Origin of the sequence: Thalassomonas actiniarum, assembly GCF_000948975.2 — a bacterium.
GTDB classification, from domain to species: Bacteria; Pseudomonadota; Gammaproteobacteria; order Enterobacterales; family Alteromonadaceae; genus Thalassomonas; species Thalassomonas actiniarum.
Window position 1 is genome coordinate 6,289,658 of sequence record NZ_CP059735.1, and the last position, 26,457, is coordinate 6,316,114.

General features: G+C 48.3%; 24 protein-coding genes. 9 read left to right on the forward strand and 15 right to left on the reverse strand.

What is annotated here, in order from left to right:
* The first annotated feature begins 37 nt into the window (after window positions 1-37).
* The 4 genes from SG35_RS27355 (at window position 38) to pckA (ending at window position 7,113) form a co-directional block, all read left to right on the forward strand.
* Window positions 38-451: an RNA-binding S4 domain-containing protein gene (locus tag SG35_RS27355; protein WP_044834463.1), complete on the forward strand. Its 414-nt coding sequence runs from the start codon at window positions 38-40 to the stop codon at window positions 449-451.
* A 6-nt stretch (window positions 452-457) separates the two neighbouring features.
* Window positions 458-1,345: an Hsp33 family molecular chaperone HslO gene (hslO, locus tag SG35_RS27360; RefSeq protein ID WP_044834274.1), complete on the forward strand. Its 888-nt coding sequence runs from the start codon at window positions 458-460 to the stop codon at window positions 1,343-1,345.
* Between the two features lie 289 nt (window positions 1,346-1,634).
* On the forward strand, window positions 1,635-5,057 hold the full coding sequence (locus tag SG35_RS27365) for a S8 family serine peptidase (RefSeq protein WP_044834275.1): 3,423 nt from the start codon (window positions 1,635-1,637) through the stop codon (window positions 5,055-5,057).
* A 445-nt stretch (window positions 5,058-5,502) separates the two neighbouring features.
* Entirely contained in the window at window positions 5,503-7,113 is a 1,611-nt protein-coding gene (pckA, locus tag SG35_RS27370; RefSeq protein WP_044834276.1) for a phosphoenolpyruvate carboxykinase (ATP), read from the forward strand.
* Window positions 7,114-7,248: 135 nt separating this feature from the next.
* Here pckA and envZ read toward each other — a convergent pair whose 3' ends face one another.
* Window positions 7,249-8,565 carry a two-component system sensor histidine kinase EnvZ gene (envZ, locus tag SG35_RS27375; RefSeq protein ID WP_044834277.1) on the reverse strand — a complete coding sequence of 439 codons (1,317 nt, stop codon included), beginning with the start codon at window positions 8,563-8,565 and terminating at the stop codon, window positions 7,249-7,251.
* Between the two features lie 17 nt (window positions 8,566-8,582).
* Complete coding sequence (ompR, locus tag SG35_RS27380) at window positions 8,583-9,308, reverse strand: osmolarity response regulator transcription factor OmpR (protein WP_044834278.1); 726 nt, start codon at window positions 9,306-9,308, stop codon at window positions 8,583-8,585.
* A gap of 220 nt (window positions 9,309-9,528) precedes the next feature.
* Between ompR and SG35_RS27385 the strand changes: the two genes are divergently transcribed.
* Window positions 9,529-9,918 carry a hypothetical protein gene (locus tag SG35_RS27385; protein ID WP_044834279.1) on the forward strand — a complete coding sequence of 130 codons (390 nt, stop codon included), beginning with the start codon at window positions 9,529-9,531 and terminating at the stop codon, window positions 9,916-9,918.
* A 4-nt stretch (window positions 9,919-9,922) separates the two neighbouring features.
* On the opposite strand, the gene SG35_RS27390 is transcribed toward SG35_RS27385, so the two are convergent.
* Window positions 9,923-10,414: a hypothetical protein gene (locus tag SG35_RS27390; RefSeq protein ID WP_053043224.1), complete on the reverse strand. Its 492-nt coding sequence runs from the start codon at window positions 10,412-10,414 to the stop codon at window positions 9,923-9,925.
* Between the two features lie 201 nt (window positions 10,415-10,615).
* On the opposite strand from SG35_RS27390, the gene SG35_RS27395 reads away from it, so the two are divergent.
* On the forward strand, window positions 10,616-11,083 hold the full coding sequence (locus tag SG35_RS27395; protein WP_044834280.1) for a TlpA disulfide reductase family protein: 468 nt from the start codon (window positions 10,616-10,618) through the stop codon (window positions 11,081-11,083).
* A 161-nt stretch (window positions 11,084-11,244) separates the two neighbouring features.
* Here SG35_RS27395 and SG35_RS27400 read toward each other — a convergent pair whose 3' ends face one another.
* The 9 genes from SG35_RS27400 to SG35_RS27440 all read right to left on the reverse strand — a co-directional run bounded on the left by SG35_RS27400 (window position 11,245) and on the right by SG35_RS27440 (window position 21,626).
* The gene (locus SG35_RS27400) at window positions 11,245-12,120 is read right to left on the reverse strand and encodes a PEP-CTERM sorting domain-containing protein (protein ID WP_044834281.1); all 876 of its coding nucleotides are present in this window, start codon (window positions 12,118-12,120) and stop codon (window positions 11,245-11,247) included.
* A 345-nt stretch (window positions 12,121-12,465) separates the two neighbouring features.
* Window positions 12,466-13,062, reverse strand: a complete 597-nt coding sequence (locus SG35_RS27405) for a DUF938 domain-containing protein (RefSeq protein WP_044834465.1) — start codon at window positions 13,060-13,062, stop codon at window positions 12,466-12,468.
* Window positions 13,063-13,247: 185 nt separating this feature from the next.
* Window positions 13,248-15,473, reverse strand: coding sequence for a TonB-dependent receptor family protein (locus SG35_RS27410; protein WP_044834282.1), 2,226 nt, complete (start codon window positions 15,471-15,473; stop codon window positions 13,248-13,250).
* A 234-nt stretch (window positions 15,474-15,707) separates the two neighbouring features.
* Window positions 15,708-16,829, reverse strand: a complete 1,122-nt coding sequence (locus SG35_RS27415) for an MltA domain-containing protein (protein ID WP_160298331.1) — start codon at window positions 16,827-16,829, stop codon at window positions 15,708-15,710.
* 72 nt (window positions 16,830-16,901) lie between these two features.
* Window positions 16,902-17,606, reverse strand: a complete 705-nt coding sequence (locus SG35_RS27420) for a pseudouridine synthase (RefSeq protein ID WP_044834284.1) — start codon at window positions 17,604-17,606, stop codon at window positions 16,902-16,904.
* A 104-nt stretch (window positions 17,607-17,710) separates the two neighbouring features.
* Window positions 17,711-18,574 carry a YicC/YloC family endoribonuclease gene (locus SG35_RS27425; protein WP_044834285.1) on the reverse strand — a complete coding sequence of 288 codons (864 nt, stop codon included), beginning with the start codon at window positions 18,572-18,574 and terminating at the stop codon, window positions 17,711-17,713.
* Between the two features lie 162 nt (window positions 18,575-18,736).
* A complete protein-coding gene (locus SG35_RS27430; RefSeq protein WP_044834286.1) occupies window positions 18,737-20,443 on the reverse strand; it encodes a GMC family oxidoreductase in 1,707 nt (568 codons plus the stop codon).
* Window positions 20,440-21,111 (reverse strand): gluconate 2-dehydrogenase subunit 3 family protein, encoded by a 672-nt coding sequence (locus SG35_RS27435; RefSeq protein ID WP_044834287.1) that lies wholly within the window; start codon window positions 21,109-21,111, stop codon window positions 20,440-20,442. Before SG35_RS27435 ends, SG35_RS27430 begins: the two co-directional genes overlap by 4 nt.
* A 5-nt stretch (window positions 21,112-21,116) precedes the next feature.
* Window positions 21,117-21,626 carry a thioredoxin family protein gene (locus tag SG35_RS27440; RefSeq protein ID WP_084692862.1) on the reverse strand — a complete coding sequence of 170 codons (510 nt, stop codon included), beginning with the start codon at window positions 21,624-21,626 and terminating at the stop codon, window positions 21,117-21,119.
* Window positions 21,627-21,765: 139 nt separating this feature from the next.
* Here SG35_RS27440 and rph point away from each other — a divergent pair, with 139 nt between their 5' ends.
* Both rph and pyrE read left to right on the forward strand, forming a co-directional pair.
* Window positions 21,766-22,479, forward strand: a complete 714-nt coding sequence (gene rph, locus SG35_RS27445) for a ribonuclease PH (RefSeq protein WP_044834288.1) — start codon at window positions 21,766-21,768, stop codon at window positions 22,477-22,479.
* A 34-nt stretch (window positions 22,480-22,513) separates the two neighbouring features.
* Window positions 22,514-23,155 carry an orotate phosphoribosyltransferase gene (gene pyrE / locus SG35_RS27450; RefSeq protein WP_044834289.1) on the forward strand — a complete coding sequence of 214 codons (642 nt, stop codon included), beginning with the start codon at window positions 22,514-22,516 and terminating at the stop codon, window positions 23,153-23,155.
* Between the two features lie 142 nt (window positions 23,156-23,297).
* Here the strand turns inward: pyrE and SG35_RS27455 are convergent, their stop codons facing one another.
* The 3 genes from SG35_RS27455 to bioH all read right to left on the reverse strand — a co-directional run bounded on the left by SG35_RS27455 (window position 23,298) and on the right by bioH (window position 25,603).
* Window positions 23,298-24,314, reverse strand: coding sequence for a putative metalloprotease CJM1_0395 family protein (locus tag SG35_RS27455; protein WP_044834290.1), 1,017 nt, complete (start codon window positions 24,312-24,314; stop codon window positions 23,298-23,300).
* An 18-nt stretch (window positions 24,315-24,332) separates the two neighbouring features.
* Window positions 24,333-24,665, reverse strand: coding sequence for a hypothetical protein (locus tag SG35_RS27460; RefSeq protein WP_044834291.1), 333 nt, complete (start codon window positions 24,663-24,665; stop codon window positions 24,333-24,335).
* A gap of 155 nt (window positions 24,666-24,820) precedes the next feature.
* A complete protein-coding gene (gene bioH / locus SG35_RS27465) occupies window positions 24,821-25,603 on the reverse strand; it encodes a pimeloyl-ACP methyl ester esterase BioH (RefSeq protein ID WP_044834292.1) in 783 nt (260 codons plus the stop codon).
* Between the two features lie 52 nt (window positions 25,604-25,655).
* Here bioH and SG35_RS27470 point away from each other — a divergent pair, with 52 nt between their 5' ends.
* Window positions 25,656-26,426, forward strand: a complete 771-nt coding sequence (locus tag SG35_RS27470) for a ComF family protein (protein WP_044834293.1) — start codon at window positions 25,656-25,658, stop codon at window positions 26,424-26,426.
* Window positions 26,427-26,457 lie beyond the last annotated feature (31 nt).

The following is a 26,457-nucleotide window of genomic DNA, read 5'->3' on the forward strand; positions in this document are numbered from 1 at the left end:
GTTAACTTTCGCCCAATTTTTAATCGGGGGAGCAGCTATGGCAACAAAACCAGTGGCATCGAGCACGGAAACTAACACGACTCGATTAGACAAATGGCTCTGGGCGGCACGTTTTTATAAAACCCGGGCCATTGCCAAGCAAATGATCGACGGCGGTAAAGTCTTTTACAACGGACAACGTACTAAATCAGGTAGAGCCGTGTCAATCGGTGATACAATAAAAGTTAGGCAAGGTTACGAAGAAAAAGAGGTAACTGTCATCGCACTTGCGGACAAACGCAGGGACGCCACCTTCGCGCAAACCCTGTACCGGGAGTTAGAAAGCAGCCTGGAAACACGCGAAAAAAATGCCCTGGCCCGCAAGCAGGGAATTTTATTAAGTCCCGCCGGTGACGCTAAACCGGATAAGAAACAACGCCGTAAAATCCGACAACTTAAAGAAAGGATATAACTGAATATGTCTCGTTCTGACGTTTTAAACCGCTACTTATTTGATGATCTGCATGCGCGTGGAGAATTAGTACAATTAAAACAAAGCTACCAAGAAATTTTAGGTGAACACGACTACCCCGCCGGGGTACGCACCTTACTGGGTGAATTACTCGCTGCCACCTGTTTACTGACCGCCACGATAAAGTTTGAAGGCGAAATCACGGTACAGCTCCAGGGAGACGGCCCCGTGGGTTATATTGCCGTCAACGGCAACCATAACCAGCAGATGCGCGGCATTGCCCGGTTAAAAGAAGCCACAGATGCACAAGGCCTGAAAGCCCTTATCGGCAAAGGCAATATGATCATCACCATACGCCCGAACCAGGGAGAAGCCTATCAGGGCGTAGTGGCCCTGGACCGGGACACCCTGGCGGATTGCCTGGCCCACTATTTTGAAGTATCTGAGCAAATCCCCACCCAAATCTGGCTGTTTTGCGATGAACAGGCGCAGCAAACCGGCGGCGCCCTGGTGCAATTAATGCCCGACGGAGAAGATAAAGCAAAACAGCAGCAGGACTTTGACCACCTGTGCCAGCTGACCCAGACGATAAAAAGTGAAGAACTCTTTACCCTGGATGCCGAAACCTTGCTATACCGCTTATATCACCAGGAAGAAGTGCGTCTGTTTGAGCCTCAGGATGTCAGTTACCAGTGCAGCTGCTCAACGGAGAAATGCCTGGCCGCCATTGCCCAGATTGAACCGGCAGAGCTGAAATCCATTCTGGCAGAGCAAGGCAACCTCAGCATGACCTGTGATTATTGCATGACAACCTATGCTTTTAACGAACAGGACTTAAGCGCTTACCTTGACGAAGGTAAAGACGCAGCAGGCGGTGCAGTCACTAAGCACTAGTCAACTCAAGTCCGGCGCCATTGCTGCAACAGCAATGGCGCTTTATTCCTGCCTTGCCTCACGACCCCACCATCATTACATTCTGGTTACATTTTCAGAGACTTTTATTTACATCACTAGCCAAGCCGTGCTAAAACCTCTGGCCTTATTATTAAATTTAAGCTTAAATGCTGCTGTTCAATAATTAACCTAGCGTTGGAAGTTAACGTCTGCTCGGCCCCCTCATAAGCCAAGCTGGCGCGAAGTAGAACAATTATAAAATTTCACCCCGGTGAAACCTGGAGTATCCATGAGTAGTAAAGTAGCCATTGCCGTATCCGCGGCTTTGATGTCAATGTCCCTGAGTTCGGCCGCCGAAAGCCAGTTAACCCGGTTAGGGAAAAGCCAGGTGCCACAAGGCACACAAATCAAAACTGTAGCCAAAAACGCCAACACCGGTGTTGCGGCCGTTTTTACCCCGGAAGCTGACTTAGCCCAGGGCACGCACCGCTATTTGGTCCGCCTGAGCGAAGATCCCGTCGCCTTATACCAGGGCAATATTGCCGGTTATCAAGCCACCAGCCCGGCATTGGCCAAAAGCGCAGCCACCGCAAACGGCAAACTCAATACCAAGGCCCCTGAAGTTAAGGCTTACCGCAGCTTATTGAACAAGCGCCAGGATCAGGTGATTACCCAGGCAGAGCAGGTGCTGAGCAAACTGGACATCAAACAACGTACTACCCTGGCCTTTAACGGTATGGTGGTTGAAATGACCCAGGCAGAAGCAGAAAAGCTGGCCAAGGTCCCGGGCATTGCCCAGATCAAACGTGAAGTCATGCGCTACCCCACCACGGATGCCGGTCCTGCTTTTATCAAGGCCCCGGCGGTTTGGGACGGTAGTGCCAGCGGTACCGCCCATCAGGGTGAAGGCCTGATTGTCGGCGTCATCGATACCGGTATCAACAGTGATCACCCATCTTTTGCCGATGTCGGCGCAGACGGTTACGATCATACTAACCCCAACGGCAGCGGTGTCTACAGCGGCGACTGTGCCACCGAAGAATGGGCCGGATTATGTAACGACAAACTCATCGGTGTTCACAGCTATCCGCTGATCACAGACGACTACCCTTTATTCGATGAAACCGTGGCTGCCAACGGCGTCGACCACAACGGTCACGGCTCTCATACCGCCGGCACCGCCGCCGGTAATATCCTCAAAGATGTTACCCTGGATAACGGCCTTGAAGTGGCGGAAATGTCCGGTGTTGCCCCGCATGCCAATATTATTTCTTACCAGGTTTGTTTACCGGGTGAACCGGGTGATGCCATCGAATTCGACGGTTGTTACCCCTCCCTGACCATATTGGCGGTAGAGCATGCCATTGAAGCCGGTGTTGATGTGATCAACTACTCGGTTGGCGGCGGCAGCTCAGATCCGTGGCAGGACGGCGATTCCCTGGCCTTTTTATCTGCGCGCAAGGCGGGCATCCATGTAGCGACTTCCGCCGGTAATGACGGCCCGGATCCATACACCCTGGGCTCACCCAGTGAAGCCCCGTGGATCACCACAGTGGCCGCCGGTACCCATGACCGCGAGCTCATCGAAAACCAAATGACGGTCGATGGCTTTGATTACGATTATGCCGACAGCACAGGCCCTGAAGTTGATGCAGAATTTTCCGGCACCCTGCTATATGCCGGCAGCGTAGACGAAGCCAATATTGAAGGCTGTGAAGCTTATGCCGCAGACGCCTTCAAAGATAAAATCGCCCTGATCAGCCGCGGCAGCTGTAATTTCTCCGATAAGATCATTAACGCCAGCGATGCCGGCGCCAGTGCTGTGGTTGTCTATAACAACCAGGGGGGTGACGACTCATCCCTGAGCATGAGCGGCCTGGCCGGCACCACGATTCCTTCGCTCTTTATCTCGGAAAATTCAGGCAAAGCCATTATCGGCGCACTGGCTGAAGACCCAACATTAAGCGCTTCCTTTGCGCCGTTCCAGATCGCAGAAGCCGACGGCGGTGTGATGGCTGATTTCAGCTCCCGCGGCCCTAACTTAGCGGTAGCCGATATTTTATCTCCGTCGATTACCGCACCGGGCTCAGGTATTCTCGCGGCTTATGCCGACGAAATCTCTGCCGGCATGGTAGAATCCCCGGCGCCGAGCGATTACGGCTTCTTAAGCGGCACTTCCATGGCCAGCCCGCACGTTGCCGGCGCCCTGACGCTATTGGCGGGATTACAGCCAGACTGGACCCCGGCACAGGCACAATCGGCATTAATGCTGACAGCCAATCAGGAAGTATTAAAAGAAGACGGTGAAACCCCGGCAGACTTCTTCGATATGGGCTCAGGTTATGCCAACGTTGCCCTGGCCGCCGCCAGCGGCCTGGTAATGGATGAAAACTATGACAATTATGTCGCAGCCAACCCAACCACAGGCGGTCAACCGTCAGCCCTGAATTTACCCAGCATGGCAAATGCGACCTGTATCGATACCTGCTCCTGGACCCGTACGGTAACGGCAACTTCAGATGCCAACTGGCATGCCAGTGCCGAGTTGCTGGATGCAAACAGCGGTTTAACCGTCACAGTATCGCCGGAAAGCTTTGAACTGGCTGCCGGTGAGTCTCAGGTATTAACCATTACCGCAGATGTCAGTGCCACCAAAAACGACTGGAGTTTTGCCAATATCAAGCTAACGGCTGCAGGTTTCCCTGATGCCCAGTTACCGCTTGTGGTAAAACCCGGCGAAAGCAACCTGCCGGAAACCTTAACCTTGCTTGCGGACAGTGCTCAAGGCTCAAAGACCTATAGTGGCTATCAGGATAAGAAACTGTCCATTATCAGCGCCAGTCTTTACACCAAAAAAGAAGTGATCAGCGAAGAAACCGATGAACTTCAGGAGAACTTCGCGCAGGAATGGCAGTTAGACCTGACAGAAGATGCCGCTTTGGTGATCTTCTCCCTGGGTGAAACTACGGCACCGGATCTGGATTTGTATGTTTATGATAGCGATCGCAATCAGTTAGGCTCATCGGCAACAAATTCCTCGGATGAAAGCATCACCCTGACTGATGTCGCCGCCGGCATATATACGGTGGAAGTGGTCAATTACCAGGCCTCAGTTGCCGGAGGTACAGACCCTTATCAGTTAAATATTTCAGCCATCTATCAGGATGAAGCTTCACAAGACGAAAATGTCACGGTTGCTGTTGTTCAGGATGAAAGCAGTGATGAGTTTTCCCTGAAATTTGACTGGAGCCTGAGCAACAGTTTGGATGAAACCACCAAGGGTTTACTGTACTTAACTGCCGAAGACGGCAGCAATTACCCTGTTAATTTCACCTTCGATATCACAGAGGTAACGCCGACAGCGACAATTTCATCCTCTGCAGTCAATGTGGTCGAAGAAGAAAGGGTAACTTTAACCGGCTCCACAGCTTTTAATAAGAACGGCGCTGAGGTGAGCTATCACTGGGAGCAGCTATCTGGCCCTCAGGTATCCTTTGACGCCAATGGCCGGAGCATCAGCTTCTTGGCCCCTAAAGTCAGTCAAGATGAAACTTTATCATTCACCCTGACGGTTACCGAAGCCAACGGCAACACCAGTACAGAAACCACCAGCGTTAACGTCATTAACAGACGAAACGGTGGCGGCGGTTCTTTTGGCTGGCTCTCGTTACTGGCGGCACCTTTGTTGTTCCTTCGCCGCTTGAAGAAATAACCGCCAGCTAAGCTAAAAGGGCGCCCGGCGCCCTTTTTTTATGCTTGTTATGTATCCCCCCTTGCCTCCGATTTTTAATTGCCAATAAAAACATTACTTTTTCAACCGGCAAACCGACCTTTTTACCTGCCTGACAGCAAGGTTAACTGTCTAAAATACCCAGCCTGAAAGTCAATCACAGTCCAAGTTGGCAATAACGACAATAATCACTGTAAAAAACGGAAGAAACTCCCTGATCAAAATGCTAAGAAAATTCCATAAAAACCGGGGTTTTCTTGAGTAAAAAAGGTATTTCTGATCAAAAATGAAAACTATTATGAAAACTTTCAGACAAAACAAATTTAGTGCTTTTGTTTTAACCGCTATTGCCCTAGAATGAGCGCCCGGAACAAGTGCCCTATAGCTTAATTTTAAAACCTGTCATACCGTTAGGAGAGTGTTTACCATGACCGCAGTACACAGCTCAATTGATTTGTCTTTATACGGAATTAAAGACGTTGCTGAAATTGTATATAATCCATCTTATGAGTTGCTATTTGCCGAAGAAACCAAAGAAGGTCTCTCTGGCTATGACAAGGGTGTTGTCACTGAACTGGGCGCGGTCTCCGTTGACACCGGCATTTTTACCGGCCGTTCGCCAAAAGATAAATATATCGTCCGTGACGATGTGACCCGGGATACCGTGTGGTGGTCAGATCAGGGTAAAAACGACAATAAACCTATGACGCCTGAAACCTGGTCTGAATTAAAAGGCCTGGTTACCGAGCAGTTATCCGCCAAGCGATTATTTGTGGTTGATACCTTTTGCGGCGCCGATGAAGCGACCCGTTTGAAAGTTCGTTTTGTGACCGAAGTCGCCTGGCAGGCGCACTTTGTGAAAAACATGTTTATCCGTCCGACGGATGAAGAGCTGAAAAACTATGAACCGGATTTCGTGGTATTAAACGGTGCCAAAACCACTAACCCGAACTGGCAAGAGCAGGGACTGAACTCCGAAAATTTCGTTGCCTTCAACCTGACAGAAAAAATGCAGCTGATCGGCGGCACCTGGTATGGCGGCGAAATGAAAAAAGGTATGTTCTCTATGATGAACTACCTGTTGCCGTTAAAAGGCATAGCTTCCATGCACTGTAGCGCCAACGTCGGTAAAGACGACGACGTTGCCATTTTCTTCGGCTTATCCGGTACCGGTAAAACCACCTTGTCCACAGATCCTAAGCGTAAGCTGATTGGTGATGACGAGCACGGCTGGGATGATAACGGCGTATTCAACTTTGAAGGCGGCTGTTACGCCAAAACCATCAACCTGAGCAAAGAAAACGAACCGGACATTTACCAGGCCATCCGCCGCGATGCCCTGCTAGAAAATGTCACGGTGAATGAAGGCGGGTTAATTGATTTTGACGATAACTCAAAAACCGAAAATACCCGGGTTTCCTACCCGATCCATCACATCGACAATATCGTAAAACCGGTTTCCCGTGCCGGCCATGCGAAAAAAGTGATTTTCTTAACCGCTGATGCCTTTGGCGTATTACCGCCGGTAGCCAAGTTAACACCTGAACAGACGGAATATTACTTCCTGTCCGGTTTTACCGCCAAACTGGCCGGTACCGAGCGTGGCATTACCGAGCCGACACCGACCTTCTCCAGCTGTTTCGGCGCGGCTTTCTTAAGCCTGCACCCGACGCAATATGCCGAAGTATTAAATAAACGCATGCAGGCGGTTGGCGCCGAAGCCTACCTGGTCAATACCGGCTGGAACGGCACCGGCAAGCGTATCTCGATCAAAGCCACCCGGGCAATTATCGATGCCATTCTTGACGGCTCTATCGACAATGCAGAAACTCAAGTATTACCTTTGTTCAACCTGGAAATTCCAACCAAGGTTGCCGGTGTCGAAGGGGATATTCTGGATCCGCGTGATACTTATCAAGACAAGGCTGAATGGCAAGGTAAAGCAGCCGATCTGGCCAAGCGTTTTGTCAATAACTTCGAGAAATTCACCGATACCGAAAACGGTGCTTCATTAGTATCTGCCGGTCCTCAGTTATAATGACTCAGGGTGACATTGCCACTTCCATGAAGGTGTGACATAAACTTCATCCTGAACATAGTCTTTAACATAAAAAGCCGCTAATGCGGCTTTTTTTATGTCTGTTTTAAACTCACTTTGGAGCAAAGCAAAACTTTAATATGACAGAGGTAAATAAACCTTGGCCTGTAACCCCCCCTGCTCGCGGTTGGATAAGCTTACCTTGCCGCCATGGGTATCGACGATACGCTTGATAATCGCCAAGCCCAAACCGCTGCCTTCGGTACCGCGCGCCTTATCTCCCTGGGTAAAAGGCTGGAATAAACGGTCAATTTCATCTTCCGGGATCCCTTCCCCTTCATCACAAACGCTGAAGTAGGCATACTTGATCGCCGGTCCGCTGCCCGCGGCCCTGGCTTCAATACCGGTTTCAATAAAGATGCCGCCCTCGGTATAGCGCAGGGCATTTTGGATCAAGTTTGCCACCACCCGCTTAACCGCCACATAACGCAGAGGAATTTCCGGTAACTCACCGGCGCTAAACTGGATAATTCGGTCCGGCGGTGTTTCGGTATGCACCACCTCTTCAATCAGGTAATTGAGGTTGCCGGGCTCGGCTTTGTCTTTGGTATCATGACGAATATAATCGATAAACTGATCTATGATGCTGTTCATATCGTTGATATCGCTTTCGATGCCTTCTTTAAAAAAGTCATCTTCACCAGACATCATTTCCGTGGCCAGGCGGATCCGGGTCAACGGCGTGCGCAAATCATGGGAAATACCCGCCATCAACAAATTCCGGTCGTCTTCAAGTTGTTTGATGCCTTTGGACATATGGTTAAACGCCTGGGTTACCGCGGCTATTTCCGTGGTACCCCGCTCTTTTAACGGTTCGGGAAAATCGCCGCGCCCCACTTCTTCCGCCGCCCGCTGCAGGGATTTGAGCGGCCGGTTGAGTTGCCGGACAAAGAGCCAGCCGCCGGCGACACTGAGTACACCGATCAAGCTTAAGAAAAACAATAGAGGTAAGAAATTGGCTTCTTCCAGCCCGGTCAGGGGAATTTTCACCCATAAGCGCGGTGCTTGCGGCGGCCGGATCCAGAATAAATATTCGTCTCCCTGGGTGATACGCACTTCCGCCGGGCCGCCGAGTAACTTACTCATTTCATCGGAGCGATACGGGTAATAAACCGCCTGTGCCAGGCCCAGCTGCAGGGCATCTTTTTCCCGGTAGAGACCGATACCGGTTTCGTGCTGGAACGCCTCGGCCATTGCCGGGCTCAGCTCGGAATGTTTAACGTCGATAAACACCACCCGGATTTGTTTTGCCAGCAGCTGATGAATTTGCTGAGAATTCGGCTGGATATAAAATATCGCCATGGACACCCAGGACACCACCTGGTTAATTAACAGCAAAATCCCGATCAATAGAACCGTCTGGCCAAACGCACTGCGTGGTAACAACTTCATATTTACTGGATTTTCTCTTATACCGCTTCTTTACCGTCGGGCACAAAGACATAACCTAAGCCCCACACGGTTTGAATATATCTGGGTTTGGCGGGGTCTTCTTCCAGCATACGGCGCAGGCGGGAAACCTGTACGTCGATACTGCGCTCCAGCGCCGAGTAATCCCGCCCCCTGGCCAGGTTCATCAGCTTATCCCGGGATAAAGGCTCCCTGGGATGGGTGATCAAGGCTTTAAGCACGGCAAATTCACCACTGGTAAGCGGCATGTTGACATCGCCTTTCTTCATTTCCCGCGTGGCAAGGTTTAATTCATATTCGCCGAAACTGATAACATTTTCTTCCAGCGAAGGCGCACCCGGCGCTTCCTGAACCCGGCGTCTGAGTACCGCCTTGATACGCGCCAGTAATTCGCGCGGATTAAAAGGTTTCGGCATATAATCGTCGGCCCCTAATTCCAGGCCGATAATACGGTCAACTTCATCCCCTTTCGCCGTCAGCATAACAATAGGGATATTATTGGAATTTTGCCTCAGGCGACGGCAAATAGATAAACCGTCTTCACCCGGCAACATTAAATCCAGCACCAGCAGGTGAAAGTTTTCCCGCTCCAGCAAACGATCCATTTGATCGGCGCTGGCGGCGCTACGCACAGTAAATCCCTGCTCTACCAGATAACGCTCCAGTAAAGCCCGTAATCTCATATCATCATCAACAACTAAAATTTTCGGTGTTTCATGTCCCATAGCGCACTATTTTCATACCAGATTAACTTGCTGCCACTATAAGACATCTTCCCTTAGATTTGAAAGGGCTGAGGGGATAATTATTCAGGCATTTGTTACAAATTATGAAATGCTATTTCGTTGTCCCCCGGCAAAGGAATAAAATCCCCCCTTAGGGATGGCGATAAAAAACAAACATTAAGCTAGATACAAATGCCGTTAAATATGGGACACTGAGCGGATGAAAGTATGGGTCCATTTTGTCAGAGCACCAATTCGCGTCGTGCTGATCAGCCGTAAAAGAACTACGATTCGCCTCAAGCGCCAGATGGTCAGGGTTAAAATTGCCCTTGCCCAGGAAAAAACCGAAACCAAAGAAATGCTGGTGATATACCGCAAGTATACCCAGGGAAATGCCAGCGAAGCAGAAATGAAAATGGCCAACAAGCAATTTTTGGATGTGCTTAAAGGCCTGGGACTCGGGGTGTTTGCGGTTTTACCTTTTGCCCCTATTACCATTCCCGTGATGATCAAAGTCGGAAGATGGGTGGGAGTGGATATTATTCCCAGCTCTTTTTCATCAGCCAAACTGCCGCGACAACAGCAGGAAAAGACCCGGGAAAAATCTTAACCGGTTATTTCAGGTAACGGATGGCTTGTTCGGTGACACACTTGGTGAGACTTTTTTGCCTTTCTTCCCGGGATAAGGAGGCGATCGCCTGGCGTACCAGCTTCATCTTCTGCTGCTTCTCCACCTTAGGCATCTCAGAAAACTGTTCGTTAAAACAGCCGATCAAACCGAAGTTAAGGGCAACATCCGATTTTAAGGAGTCGTCGGCAAGACAGGCAGTGAGCTTATCCGCCAGCTGCTCCCTATCCATCTTCAACACCAGTTCACTGATATGATAATTGATGGGATCTATTTTTCTTTCTTTATTGCAGCCATAAAACATATCCGCCACGGTTACCACGGGAATAAGTTGCCGGTGTTGCTGGGAAAATTGTTTTTTCAGCCATAAATTATGGGCTTCTTGCTGTTTTTTTGCTTCATCAGCCATAACAAGGTCAGCCGCTAAAAAACTAAAGCTGGTTAAGGCGATCAAAACAGCATTTTTAATAACCTTCATTTTCGCTTCCGGGTATTTTTATTCAAAGACATCGGCAACAAGTTTACCCCGTTCAAGAAGGCGAATACAAGTGACCGACAGGCGCTTAATGAAAACTTAATCTCCTGATCCGGACAGGAAACTTTACCGTCAAAAAATCTATTTGCACTCACCAGGCAAAAGCATTAGTGTTTAAAAGTCAACAACATCCATGGAAAGCTTATGTCTAAACTTTTTGCTGTCTGCTGTTATCTGTACCTGGCCACCTGGGCTGTTTCCGCTTATGCCGAAAAGGTAACCCCAACTGACGAACTGGCCCGGCAACTGGAGCAGCATACAGGTAAAGTGATTTACCTGGATTTTTGGGCATCCTGGTGCGGCCCGTGCCGCAAGTCCTTTCCCTGGCTGTCAAAAATGCAGACACAATATCAGCAACAAGGCTTTGTCGTACTCAGCGTCAATCTCGATCATAACAAGCAGTTCGCCGACGAATTTCTGCAGCAGCTAGCGGCTGATTTTCCGGTGATTTACGATCCCCGGGGCGAACTGATGAAACAATATAAAATAAAAGGCATGCCCAGCAGTTTTTTGTTTGACCGCAGCGGCAGCATCATCAGCCGTCACGCCGGCTTCAGTGAGAAAAAAATCCCTTTATATGAACAGGAGATAGCGAACGCCCTGACCCGGTAAACCGAGCACAAGAAAGACAAAAGAAACAAAGGAAGTATCGACAAAAGCGCTTTGCCGCGAAAAAAAGCGGGGAAACTAATAAGTACTACTACGCTACCACTACCACCGCACTTATTAGCTAATCAAACCATGGTATCGCGCTATATCAGCTTAGCGCAGCTTTATTGATTCAGCCACTGCCTTTGCCTGAGGGCGATCAGCAAGAGAAATAAACTGAATAAGGCCAAGGTCGAAGGCTCGGGAATATCCGTGGTTTCAATCGTAGGATCCCTGGCCCATAAGGTATAGTTAGACAGGCCATGTTTCCCTAAGGTATTACTCATATCCCAGGTACCGGTAAAGGCAAAATTAAAATCGCCGGCCAATACCGGGTCTAGTCCCAAATCGCCAATATCAAAATCATACATGGCAAACTGTTTGCCGCTTTTGAAAATAATGGCTACCTGGTCAAAAAACAATCCCCCCAGTAAATCCAGCAGCGCTTGCGGATTAGTCGCCGGCGGCGTCCAGGCCCAATCGCCTTTAACGGCATCACCGCCGACACAATTAGTACTGTTATCATCTTTATCCAGGCAATTGCTCATGGTCAGCAAGTCATCGATAAAGGTATAAGAACCGACACCATCGGTACTGGTTTCTCCTTTAAAGCCAGCTCCTTCATCTTTCCCCAGGTAAATCCAGCCGGGATCATCGACATCACCTTCGCCGTCCAAATCGAGCAAATCAGCGTTTTCAATAAAAGCCCCGGGGCCTGACCAGAAAGGTGATTCACTGTTTAACCAGCCATCATCATCATAGCCCAGGTTACCATTGGTGGGTTTAGTAAACAGGCTGTTATTGCCGGTAAAGGCGCCATAACACTCGCTGGAGTCGATCGGTGGAACATTTACCACCGGGCTGCCATCGAGCAATTGAATACTATTCAGTTGGACATCTGCGACATTACAGGGAGCCGGGGGTAAATGACCGGCAAAAGCAAAAGAAAGGTTTAACAAAAAAACAATAGCGGTTAAAAGTATTGTTTTGAACATTTTCATTATTATCAGCCCTCAATGCACGATTAGCATCCTGACTGCTTACAACTCCAGCGTCCTCTTTGCGCTTTTACTGCTGTTCAAGTTTTAAGCATAAATCAGACCTTAATAAATTTTGTTGAATATTCATTAAGTTATATTCAACGGCCTGTCATCACTGTAAAAAATATTGACATAAATGAGCCGGGCACAACCAATAATACCGCAACAAGCCTATAAGCAACTGTTTTATTTGTACCTTACTGGTAATAGAAAGCTTAATCCCAAGACTTTAGCTAAGGTGTGCCTGTCAGTTGTAACTAATACTGACAACAACTACCGAAATCGCGCAGCAAATGCAGAGAAATACTACCCCTGTTTTTGCCAACTGATCAGCTGGTTATTGGCAGGCATCTGAATGTCAGAAATCAGTTCAAACCCCTGCTGCCGCGCTAGCCTCCCCACCTGTTCAAAGTCCCGGATACCGCTTTGGGGATCCCTGTCTTGCAGCCACTGTTGGAAGCTGGCGTTGCTATCACTGGTATATGCCCCTTGATACTTAAAGGGTCCGTAAATCGTGAGCAAGGTGCCCGGCCGACAAACTTTAGGCAAGTGATCAAACATCTGTACCACAGATGGCCAAGACATGATATGTAAAGTATTGGCGGTAAAAATACCATCGTATTGCTGCTCCGGCCAATCTCCGGCAACCGTGACATCTAAAGCTATCGGCACCAGGCAATTATCGATGGCGCTATGTCGGATATTTTCCGTTAATGCCGGCACATTTTCTGCCAGATCTGATGGTTGCCAGTTCAAATGCGGCAAACCGGAGGCAAAGTGCAAGGCGTGCTGGCCCGATAAGCTGCCCAGCTCAAGCACCCGGGTAACAGGTGCAAACAATTGTTCCAGCTCAGTTAAGATATAGCCCTGATTACGCTCACATGAAGGTGAAAAATTTAACATGCCCAGTTCATCCCGATGAATAAAGTCCAATTATCACTATCATACCCTGCTGCCAGGCTGAACTAAACATCAGGCTGACAACCGGGCGCTATCAGGCAATAAATAAAACAGCAAGCATAAAAAAAGACGAACAAGGTTCGTCTTTTTTAGCCAATCAATAGATGATTGATTCATTTTTTGCCCGGTTAGAAGCTGTATTTATAACCTATGGTCATAGTGCGAGGTTTACCCGCCATTAAAGAGCCGTGGGTACGGGTTGTTGCATACTCTTTATCAAACAGGTTATCGATATTCAGGGTCAGCTCCTGATTCTCGGCCAGGTTATAATGAGCCGCTAAGTCGACTACGGTACGGCTTTTAATCACTTCATCATTCGGAATATCGCCACTGCCGGCAATAGTACGCATCTCATCCATATAGCGCACTAAGATATCGCCACGCCAGTTATCTCCCACCAGACCGGCAGCAAATTGCAGCTGATTATCCGGTACATATGGCAACTCTTCACCCTTAGTGACATCTCCCCAGGTATCGAGCTTAGATTCAAAACTGTTTAAGAACTCAGTGTCGGTAAAGGTATAGGTCAAATCTACCGGCACCAACAAGTTAGCCAGTTTAAATTCATAACCTGCTTTCACTTCTAAGCCTTTCACTTCTACTTCACCGGCATTATATTGCTCGCCAACATTTTCATCGGCGCAATTCTGGCTGACGGTACAGTTACCGTGCATATTGTCGTAGTCAGAGAAGAAAGCAATGGCTTCAGCATGTAAGCTTTCGTTGTTATAACGTAAACCTAACTCGTAGTTGATACTTTCTTCATCGTCTGCTTCTTCATTACCCGGTGCCGGTGGCGCGAAGCCTTTTTGGATACCACCAAGCAGTACTAACTCTTCGTTGACTCTATAAGTTAGCGCCAGTGACGGCAACCAGACATCTACGGTATTCTTGGTGTGTTTTACCGGATCCTGGGTGCGGGCAAGATCATCTTTCCAGTCATGGCGTTCTAAGGTGATGTCTTCATAACGTAACCCGGCATTGATGATAAAATTCCCCAGGGTATATTCATCATGAACAAATAACGCCAAAGCTTCTGCGCTGTCGATACGGTTAGAATCAGCACCGTGAACACCGGCATCATCCTGGGTCATCTGGTAATCCTGATCCAGGGTGTATTCATCAACCCACTGGAAACGATCCATTTCATCTTCATGATAACGAACACCAAATTTCAGCTGATGATCGTCAAGGTCGATATCTAATACCGTTTGCAGACCCTTAGACAGGTAATCACGGCTGTTGGCTTTCACCTGAGCATAAATCTCACTCTCTGCACCCCGATCATAATCTGAGGCGATTTCTGTGCCGCCAGAACCCAGGCTGGAGAATTTCTTCACCGGAATTATGCTGCCATCTTCCTGTACTTCATCAACCATTTTTCCAACCTTACTGGTTTTGTACCAGTTACGGCTAAAATCATTGTAGTAAGCCGTGGTCATTAAGTTGAAACGGCCGTTGATTTTAATCAGATGGTTAATCTGCACCTGCTTATGGGTAGTGTCCATATTATCCAGCTGAGAAGCTGAATAACGGGCATAAGGATCGGCGGCAAAGTCTGCGTCCGTCAAGCCCATATAAGTTTCATCGGAGTCTTCATCCGAGTATTTTAATTTCAACTCCAGCTCTTGATCGTAAGCGGCGTTTTTGTCGCTGTTAAAACGAACTTTCGCTAAAATATCATTTTTTACAAAACCGGTATCACGATCACTGTTGTTAATGTCTTTAAAACCATCCGCCTGATAACGGAATACCTCAAATACCGAAGAAACCTGCTCACCGGAACCGCCGGCGTAGGCATGCACTTTTGCATATCCGTCTTCACCGGTTGTCACGTTAAACTGACCGGCAAGGGCATCATCCGGTATCTGGCGGGATAACATGTTGATCACACCGCCTGTAGTGCGCGGACCATACATGGCGCTGGAAGTACCTTTAAGCACTTCTACCTGCTGCATACGACCCGCTGTCGGGAAGTAATAGGCTGAAGGTGAAGCATAGGGCGCAGGGGCCGCTAAAACATTGTCTTCCATGATAGTTACTTTTTCACTGCGATTCTGTCCTGTACCGCGCATGCCGATATTAGGACGTAAACCATAACCGTCTTCTTCCAGCACATAAACGCCGGGCACTGAGGTTAAGGTACGCATGATATCGGTGAAGTCAAACTTGTTCAGCTCTTCTTCCGTGATCATATGGGCGCTTCCTGGCACATCATTTACCGCTTGGGCACTACCAAAAATAGTCAGATGTTCTATATTATCATCTGTATCTTTGGCGACAGCAGTGTGACTAATCGCAGCTAAAATTGCCGAGGCAATTAAAGCCGGTTGAAAAAACGATGAACTACGCATGGGAAACCTTATTTGAGGTAATAACTTTGTAAGTATATATATTTAAGCATTATTACTAATACGAATCAATGTCATTTGTGTTTTATTAACACTAATCCGACTTCATTTGATCGATATCAAACTCTCACAATTTCACCAGAATTCAACCGGTAAGTACGGCGGAAATTGGCCGAAAAAAAGGATGAAAGCACCGCTGACTTTTATCCTCTTCTGGTTAAGCGCCTTAACTGACATTTACTTCAGTAACAGTATCCAGGCCCTGGCGTAATCGGGTAAATGGCCATTGTGACTATGATAATCAGACCAGCCACGATAACTATCCACCAACAGATCCAGTTGGAAAAGATTATTATCAAAAGCACCTCCCTGATCCGCCAGGATCCCCAGCCGGCTGACTTGCCCCTTGTTGTCCCGGTAACTGACCATGATCAATTTCCCCACGCCGAGGTCAGCAATATTACCGGCAAAAGTCACCTGAGGTTTAATCGCAATTTTACTGGACTGATCCTGGCCATAGCCCATGATTTCCGGCGTTTCGACAAAGTACCAATATCTTGGCTGTTCCCGCTTTCCGATAGTGTAGTCATAGGTTATGCCGTTATTACGGTGGACATTAAAATAACGGATCTTGCCATCAACCTTTAACACACCGGTGCCCTGTAACAACACATCATGTAACGCCTCCTCTGTCAGCCACACCAGAGGTTTTGCCAACTTGTCGTTAACCAGGGCGCCGGCGATGATTTGCTGGCGGGTAAAACGAAACCGGGTTAAGTGCTCTTTTTGCTGCTCTGCCTGCGCTAAGCTAAGGCCTTGTTCATCTTTCGGCAGGGCATAAAGTGCCTGATCGTAATGTTCAGTTTTTACCGGACTGCCATCCAGTAGCTTGGTATAATATTTAGTAAGAAAAATTTCTTCATCGGGGATATTATTCAACATCCTTGCTTTGCTTTCGTTGGTGCTTTTCCCGGCAATTTTAGCCGCCGTTTCCTTATCCGGCCGCCAGCGGACAAACTCAAAGTGCTGTTTTAAAAATGCTTTATCATGTAAACGGCTCTGTCGTTTCGCCCGCACATCTTCCCGGTAGGTTTGGCAGATAAAAGCCAGGGTATGTTCTACCCTTTTCAGCGTGATCTGGTCATTGATCTGTTTACCCGGGTGTACGGCAAAAGTGTCTTGCCCTTGACTCTGCAGATAATGCTTGCTGTTTTCTGCCACCTGGCAAAGTTCACTGCCCTTAAAGTCTCTCAACTGCCCTAATTCCGGCTGAGGTTCAAGCGAAAAACTTAGCCCCAGGGCAGCCGGGATAAAAACATTTAGGGCCAATAACATCAAAATAACAGAGTTAATTTTCACACCTCTAATCACCATAAAAAAAGACCTTATTAAAAAATATCTGACGCCCATAACTTGTCTGCTTAATTTCCTTCATAACGAAGGAGATGAAAAGCATGATACTTCATCCGGGGTTAAATAACGCCACTGCCCGGGCTGCAATCCCGGCTCTAAAGCAATATCACCTATTTGCTGACGATGTAAACTCACGACTTTATTTCCTGTCGCTGCAAACATACGTTTTACCTGGTGGTATTTACCTTCCATGATCGACAGTAACACCTGCTGCGGCGTGATGATCTGCAATTGAGCCGGCAAGGTTAAAGCCTTTTCTCCCTGCAGTTGAATACCTGATGCAAACTGTTGGACAACACCGTCAGCAACCGGATTTCTCAGTCCGACCAGATAGGTTTTATAACATAAATTTTTGGGTGAAATAATCTGCTGTGACCAGCGCCCGTCATCGGTAATAAAAACCAACCCCGTAGTATCTACATCTAACCGGCCGGCAAGATGTAGATCATCGACCCGTTCAAAATGCAATAAACTAAAAACCGACGGATAATTTTCATCGACATTAGAGCAAATAGTCCCCGGCGGCTTATGCAGCATAATATAACGGGAGTCACGTGCTTTTAACCGGCTGCCTTTAAACAGAATTTCATTATTTTCATGCACCTGTTTTGCCGGGTCGGTAAGCATTTCACCATTGACCCGGATATTGCCGCCAAGAATTAATTCCCTGGCCTGCTCGCGGGAGAATTCGGTACTTTTGCAAAGAAATTTATCAAGACGCATAGGAAATTAATCAATAAAATTAACGGCTTTTACAGCAGAAAATCTGCAAAAAAGCCACTTAATCAGTGGCTTTAAAAAGAAGTTTTACCAGACAAAAAACATGATTATTCAATATTTTGGATCTGCTCACGCATCTGCTCGATTAAGACCTTCAATTCCACCGCACTGTTGGTGATATCGGCATTAATGGATTTAGAACCTAAGGTATTGGCTTCGCGGTTGAACTCCTGCATCATAAAATCCAGGCGTCGTCCCTGCGGACCACCCTTTTTCAAAATATTGCGGGTTTCTTTAACATGGCTAAATAAACGGTCGATCTCTTCATCAACGTCCATTTTTTGCGCCAACAGCACCAGCTCCTGCTCCACCCGGGTAGAGTCCAGTTCAAGGCTGGCTTCGGCAAATTTTTCGGTGATGCGGTTACGTTGCCATAAAATCACTTCCGGCATCATGGCTTTGACTTTTTCCGCCTCAACCACTATACCTTCAAGCCGCTGTTCAATCAGGGCTTTAAGATTATCGCCTTCGTTGCCGCGGGCGGTTATAAACTCCTTGAGGGCTGCATCAAACCCCACCAGGATATCCGCCTGAATGGCATTGATATCAGATTCTTCCGCTTCCATCACCCCGGGCCAGCGCATAATTTCCAGCGGATTTATCTGGCTGTTAAGGGTTTGCTCATTAACCCAGTTGGCGTGTTGCAGCAGCTGCTCGGCTAAATTTTTATTGAGCGTTAAATTGCTTTTTGCGGCAGGGTTGGCAGTAAAACGTAAATGGCATTCCACCTTGCCGCGGTTTAACCGCTTGCGAAAGCGCTCACGTAATACCGGCTCTATGCCTCGAAACTGTTCGGGTAAGCGGAAGTAGGTTTCCAAAAAACGCTGGTTTACCGAGCGGATTTCCCATACCGCGTTGCCCCACTCACCTTTGACTTCATAACGGGCGAAGCCGGTCATGCTATGGATCATAATTAATACCTGCAACAAAAAGTATGCTAATTATGCCCCAGCAGCAGTTAAGGATCTACCTTAAGCAAATCCTTAAATCACTTTTCCCCGGCTATTTCACGATTATTATTGGTGAACAGGCGCAGATAGCTTCCTGTAAAAAACTCCCGCACCAGAAAATACTTAACCCAGCTTTTCCCGCTGTTTTAACTGCCAGCGCTGTTTAATGTGATCCGCCACCCGAAAGGCATTGGCATATATGGTAAAGGTGTAAGGCACACTGCCCCCGGTGGGCATAAAAGAGCCATCGGTGACAAACAGATTATCCACTTCATGGGCCTGGCAATATTTATTCAATACCGACGTTTTCGGATCATTGCCGAAGCGGCAACCTCCCGCCATTAAATTGGTCGGCGGCGCGCCGCTGACAGACGAACTGATATTGGTCGCCCCCATGGCCCTGAGCAGCTTTTCTCCTTTTTCCGCCAGATATTCGCCGACCTTAAGATCATGCTCGTGGAAACCTATCCTGACCTTGGCCACCGCATCTCCCCATTTGTCGGTAATATCGGGATCTAAAGTCACAAAACAGTCATCATTGGGTAACCAGTCGTTAAAGACTTCAAAACGCAGGGTTTTATAAGTGGTAAACTCCTGCTTTAAATTCTGCTTTAACTGCTCCCCCCACACCAGGTTGTCGTTTTCATCCCACTGGCTGCCCCGGGCACGGGCAATGGGGTTTTGATGGAAAAGAAAATCTATGGTGCCGCCTTTAGCTGCCTTGCCGAAAGCCTTGTCCTCGATACGGTACCAGTCCTGCAAGGCCCGGTTAACAAAAGGCCCCACCTGCTTCATGGTATTCACCTGATCTTTGGTCAGATCCTGATAGAAAAAATCTCCGCGCCCGGTACCGCCGGCACTGAAAATTAAGTTTTTACCTACCTGCCCCTGGTTATTGGCCAGACCGTTGGGAAATTTCCCCCCTTTAGACGCCAACAGCAAGCGGGAGCTTTCGATCGCCTGGCAGGCCACCACATAAAAATCGGCGACCGCCTTATGTTTACGCCCGGCTTTATCATAATAAAGTACGCCGGTGATCTTGCCTTCCTTGTCGGTTTCAATTTTATAAACCTTAGATTCCGGCTTGATGGTACAGTTACCGCTGGCTACCGCATGATTTAACAGCGCCGCCCGGCCGCTGCCCTTGGCGCCGGAAGAGCAGCCGTAACTGCTGCAATAACCGGAATATTCACACGAGTTTCGCCCCATATCCGGCCGGGATAAAATCGCCCTGGGCACCGGCATAGTATGGTAACCAATACTTTGTGCCGCCTCATCTATCCAGGCAGACACCCCGTGCTCCGCCACCGGCGGATAAGGGAACGGCGTCGACCTCGGCTCCTGGTGGGGATGATCAACAACCCTGCCCGACACCCCGACTTCTTGTTCTACCCTGGCATAATAGGGCTCAAGATCCTGATAACTGATCGGCCAGTCGGCAACATTAGCCCCTTCAATATCGCCAAATTCAGACTTTAACCTGAAGTCGTCGGGTTTAAGACGATGGAAATAACCACTCATAAAATTGGATGAACCGCCAACAACCGTGCCGCTCCAGAAACTCCAGCCGGACTCGCTGGTGGGCTCTCCCTGCCAAAAGGTTTCACCGCTTTCTCTTTCGTAAAGCTCTTCAATGACATGCTGCTCATCGGTGAGCTTAGGGTTGTAGGCATCCCGTAAACTGATGGCCAGCTCGTCTTTATAAAACTCCTTTTCCGTTAACCAGGGGCCTTTTTCCAGCACCAGTACCTTGGCTCCGGCCTTGGCCAGGGTATAAGCCACGGGTGAAGCCCCGGCGCCGCTGCCGATCACACAGATATCAAAACTCATGCTTTTTTACTTCCTTTAGCTGCTACAACTTTCACCGCTATGCCCTTTTGACCCGGTAATTCATAATAACGTTTCCCCTTTTTAGGCAAAGGGAAGCCCGGTTTATGCTCCAGCCATTTCCAGCCAACACCGTCGGGATTGCCGCCATACACGGGAGGCGAAAGCATGGCCTCAAAAATATAGTTCAACAGAGTATTAAGCCAGTTCTCCCCCGCGCGGGAGTTGCTGATGGCCCGCAGCAGCTTTTCCTTGTCTGCTTGCTCCAGAGTAACAAACGCCTTACCGCTCTGGCTGTTACTAAAATCATTGAGCCAGCCAACCCCTTTAAAAATAAAGGCTATTTCATCCTGTTCCGTCGGTTGCCTGGTGACGACATTATATAAATAGTCCAGCGCCTGGATATCCCGGGCACCGGGTCCTGAATCCGAGGCAGGTAACAGATGCTCCAACACGGCATTTAAAGTAAGCCAGGGATCGGTTTTCAGCGCCTGTCTAAGCTCCTCAGCCGGTGCCGGGCTCCAGCTTTTAACAGGCAAGGCGGCAATCGCCGAGGCGCCCGCCGCCGACTTCAACAAAGCCCGGCGGGAAATTTTTACCTGAGTGTTCTTTTCTTTAAACCAAAGAGGCGTTTGATAGTTAACATCAAAAAATGAGCGAATATTTATCACTTAAATTACCCCTGCTTACCGTTAGCCTGCCAGGTATTGATAAACTCCAGCCAGTGTTTTACCGAATATTTCCCGTCTTGCAGTAATTCCGCTGTATCCTTGGATAAAATCATTTTGCCCGATGCCGTCGAAACATACATATGGGGATAACCTAACACCGGCGGTAAGGCACTCATAAAAGCTTCATTTTCATTGCTGTCACTGACATTGATTTTTAACAGCACAAACTTATCGTGCAGCTGGCGGTAAACCTCGGGGTTTTGTTCTAGAAAGGCGTCCATCTTTTTACACCAGGTACACCAGTTGCCGCCAATCTCAAGCAAAACATTACGCTGTGTGCTCTTTGCCAGCTTGATGGCGGCTCTGGCATCGGCAAACGGATCTCTTTGATCATCGTAACTGGTGCTGTAAACCGGTAAATTAAGGCCGGGCTCGGCAAAAGCCTGTGCTCCTGACGGTAACAAGACCAGGAATGAAAAAAATGCCGGCACAAACCGGGAAAAAAACTTTTGCATGAAACCCCCTTATAACTCGATATTCAAAGAGACCCAGGTTTAAATAACTATATTTCAAAATACTTGCATTCTCATTGTGTCAAATTATGAGCCGAAAGATTATAATGCGCAGCAATTAATTAACGACAGGAATTTCATCATGCGTCCAAGCGGAAGAACCCCGGGGCAAATTCGCCCTATTACTTTTACTCGTCAATTCACTACCCATGCCGAAGGCTCAGTGCTGATTGAATTTGGTGATACCAAAGTAATTTGCACCGCTTCGGTAGAAGAAGGGGTACCGCGTTTTCTTAAGGGCCAGGGAAAAGGCTGGGTAACCGCCGAATACGGCATGTTGCCACGCTCTACCCATACCCGCATGCGCCGTGAAGCCGCCAGCGGCAAACAAAGCGGACGCACCTTGGAAATTTCCCGCCTGATCGCCCGTTCATTGCGTGCTGCGGTTGATTTAAGCGCTTTAGGCGAAAACACCATCAATGTTGACTGTGATGTCATTCAGGCCGACGGCGGCACCCGCACAGCTTCAATCACTGGTGCCTGCGTTGCTCTGGTTGATGCCTTAAACTACATGAGAAACAAAGGCATTATCAGCACCAACCCGTTAAAGCACATGATAGCGGCGGTTTCTGTTGGTATTTATAAAGGCCAGCCGATTTCAGATTTGGAATACCTGGAAGATTCTGCCGCCGACACCGATATGAATGTAGTCATGACGGAAACCGGCAAACTGATCGAAGTTCAGGGCACTGCGGAAGAAGAACCTTTCAGCTTCGAAGAAATGCAGGAAATGCTGCAACTGGCCAAGCAAGGCATCAATGAATTATTTGACGAGCAAAAAGCGGCCTTAAGCTAAACTTATCCGGTCCACTAACAGCGAGAACTATTTGATGAAAGACTATCAACGTGAATTTATTGAATTTGCTTTAGCTAAACAGGTATTACGCTTTGGCGAGTTCACTTTAAAATCAGGCCGTACCAGCCCTTACTTCTTCAATGCCGGTTTGTTCAATACCGGCGGCGATTTGGCCAAGCTGGGACGTTTTTATGCCTCAGCCCTGGTGGATTCAGGCATCGATTTTGAATTGCTGTTCGGCCCTGCCTACAAAGGGATTCCGATTGCCACCACTACCGCCGTCGCCCTTGCCGACCACCATGATATCGACATGCCTTATTGCTTTAACCGTAAAGAAGCCAAAAGCCATGGTGAAGGCGGCAACCTGGTAGGTTCAGCCCTTGCCGGTAAGGTCATGCTGGTAGATGATGTTATCACCGCAGGTACGGCAATCCGCGAATCCATGGAAATCATCAAGGCCAATGGCGCCGAGCTTTCCGGAGTTTTGATCGCCCTGGATCGCCAGGAAAAAGGTCAGGGTGAGCTTTCTGCCATCCAGGAAGTCGAGCGCGACTTCAATACCCGGGTAATTTCTATTGTTTCCCTGGGCGATTTGATCACTTACCTGGAAGATAAACCAGAAATGGAGCAAAACCTGAAAAATATCAAACAATACCGTGAAGATTTCGGTATCTGACTACAGGTATTTCAGATAGCGACATATAAAAGCCCGCATTTAGCGGGTTTTTTCTTGTCTAAAAAAGATCAAATCACTGTCTTATCAAGACAGATATATTGAAGAAAGGCATGGCTTTAAGAAAATGTGAGAAAAAACGGACTCAAGCCGTCAACTGAAAATTATGACTGACCGGCTTTTCATAAGCCTGATTAATTTTCAGGTAAAAGTTTTCAACCCGGCTGGCGCGCGCATCCACTTCTGGCGATCGAGTTGGCACAACTTCTTCCTGGGCTGCCAGGGTTTTATTGATCAAGGTATCAAAGTCAGAGGCTTCGCCGCTGGCAGATAAACTGCCATTGGTGGCAGCAACAGCCTGGCCGTCTTCCACCGTAGAGTCATTTTCGGCACTCCCTGCGTTCTCATTATCCATACTCGCCGGAGTTGAAAAACGGTTCGACTCCGCCGGATCTGCTCCAGCAAGTTCCGACTGGGCCTGTAAAATAATCCTGCTGGCCGTTGCGGCGACTTGTTTATCCTGGCCGGAAGGCTCTGCCGGTGCCAGCGCTGCCGCATGCACTTTCTGCATTTTCGCAATCGTTGCCTGGGGATCGCCGCTTACCGGAGATAAATCAACGGAAACTTCACCGCCGACGGCATACTTTCTGCCATCTGGCCCCTGTTGATAGGTATAAGTGGGACTGCCGGTTGTCGAACCGCCAACACTGGCATGGGCAAGTTCATGGGCACGTACTTCCTGATCCCTGGATTTTAACGCCTGGATTTCCTGTTGTTCGGCAAGTTGCTCTGCATCAGGTTGTGCTTCCTGTCCGGGCTCGCCGGATGCATCTGCCTCCTGAGCCTGCTCCTGATTTTGCTCTGTCTCTTGATCCGATGATTGTTCTGAAGATTGATTACGGTTTTGAGTGGAGTCGCCAACGGTATTCTCGTCTTGTTCCTGTTGCTCCTGCAAGCTGACAAAATCGATAAACTCGTTGTCCTGAACCGGGGTTCGGGCCTTATCTTTTTCGGAAGCAACCCCTTTCTCTGCCGCCGACTGGCTAAGCGCCGCCGGCTGGGCAATCACATCCCGCATATGATTTTCCCGGCGCAAATTATCGGTCGGCGGATTAACCGCCGTTGCCAGAGGAAGATAATTAAATTGCGGGGTAATGTTCATTATTTTTAACTTGGTGTATTACACACGGACATCAATTAATGTGCCTAAGGTTTCATCCGCAGTTTGTATGACTTCTGCAGATGATCTGGCCTGTACTTCCGCCACTTTTAAATTCACTATCGATTCCGTCAGCCCGGCTGGCGCCTGATTAGCGCTGACCGCATTAACATTATTGGTTGCTGTATTTTCTGTTGTATTGGCCGTTTCAAGCCCTTGCTGACTTTGCAGCTCTTGCTCTGCATTCCGGTTTACCGCTGTATTTTGAGCGATATCCGACGCAGCTCTGTTTACATCTTCAGTAGCTCGCTGAAATCCCTGTACTCCGGCATTAAATGCTGATTGAATTTCCATGTGATGTGCTCCTATATGGTGAAACATAAGCATTACTCGTAAGCTAAATAGAGTAACCACATTACGCTTAAGTATACCTTGCTTAATTATTAACCAAATCAAAGCAAATGTAAATAGGCCGGCTACGGCTCAATCGTGCATGCCAGATAAGCCTGTCAATGAAAGTGCTTCACCAGCCAGGTTTTCAACTGATGACAAAATTCATCCTGATGGGAAATAAACGGCGCATGCGATGCTCCTTCAAAAATCATAACTTCACTCTGCGGGGCAAGTACGTCCATTAACGGATAAATACTTTTAGGCACCAACACATCATTACGGCCATACAAGCGTAAAAAAGGACAATGAATATCCGCCAGCAGATTACGCCTGTCACAACTTTCCAGCAATGATAGTGAATCATCCAAGGTTTTCCTGCCGGGAAGTGGATATGGCATCACCAGGCGATGGATCTCTTTTAAATCCTGACGCAGATGCGGGCTGCCCATTGCCTGGATTTTCAAAAAGCTCTCTATGGTATTTTCAATATTCTCGGATAACTGCTGATGAAACCCCGACAATAATTTTGGCTTGATACCGGGCCAGCCGGGCTTTTCAATAAAGCAGGGAGAGCTGGCTATGGTAACCAGAGCCAATACCTGTTGTGGAAAATTCAGGGCAATATCCGTCGCCACCAGGCCACCTAACGACCAACCGACATAAATTGCCGGCTGGCCAACCCCGGCCTGTACCAAGCAGGCAATCTCCTCCAGGCTGTAGTCATCCGGGATATTATCGGCATTATTGCCAAACCCCGGAAGATCGACTGTGATCACGGTAAAAACATCCGTCAACCGCTCCACCAGGGGTTGCCAGATACCGGAATTAAATCCCCAGCCATGAATAAATACCAGGGGAATGCCAGCTCCCCGGGAGGTGATCTTTAATCTTTCTGCCATGCTTAATACTTGCGGTAAAAATTTGCGCTAGTGTACAAAAAGGAGGAAAGAAATGGAATTAAAGCCGCCATTGTTAAAAAGCGGCCGCCAACTGCTGGCAATTAGCCAAAGCTGCTACCTTCGCAGCCTTATCTATTTTAAAAGCTTACTGACGACCCGGTTAAGCAGCTGTGACCTCTGCGGCAGCCCATGCCGGCAATATGCCTTGCTTTGTCACACTTGTGCCGGGGATCTGCCGGTTTTTAAAACCGCTGGCATCAGGGGAGATCTGCTTAACTGGCCTGCGGTTAACCGGGCATTACCTAAAACCTGCTTTGATCACCTGGTATCTTTATCCCCTTATCAATGGCCATTAAGCATGTGGCTGAAACAGTTAAAGTATCAGGGCAGGTTCGAACTGGCGACTTTACTCGGCCAAGTGCTCGCCGATCACTGGCAAAAGCAAATAAAACCTTATCTGGAGGAGGCTCCCGGATTAGTACTGCCGGTGCCGCTGCATTTCAGCAAATGGCAGCTCAGAGGTTATAACCAGGCCCATTTGATAGCAAAAACCTTTGCCGGACAACTGGATTACCGTTATCAGGCCACGGCTTTAACTCGGGTGAAACAAACCAGTGCCCAGGTCGGACAAAGTGGCATCGCCCGCCGTAAAAATTTACGACGGGCCTTTACCGTCAATACAAAGTTATTGCCACAGCATGTACTGTTAATAGACGATGTCATCACCACAGGCAGTACGGTCAATGAAATCAGCCGACAGCTAAAAAAGCAGGGCGTACTGAAAGTAACCGTGGTCAGTGCCTGCCTGACCCTGCCCGGCTAACGGCTCAAGTCCGGGCCGAGTATAAATATCC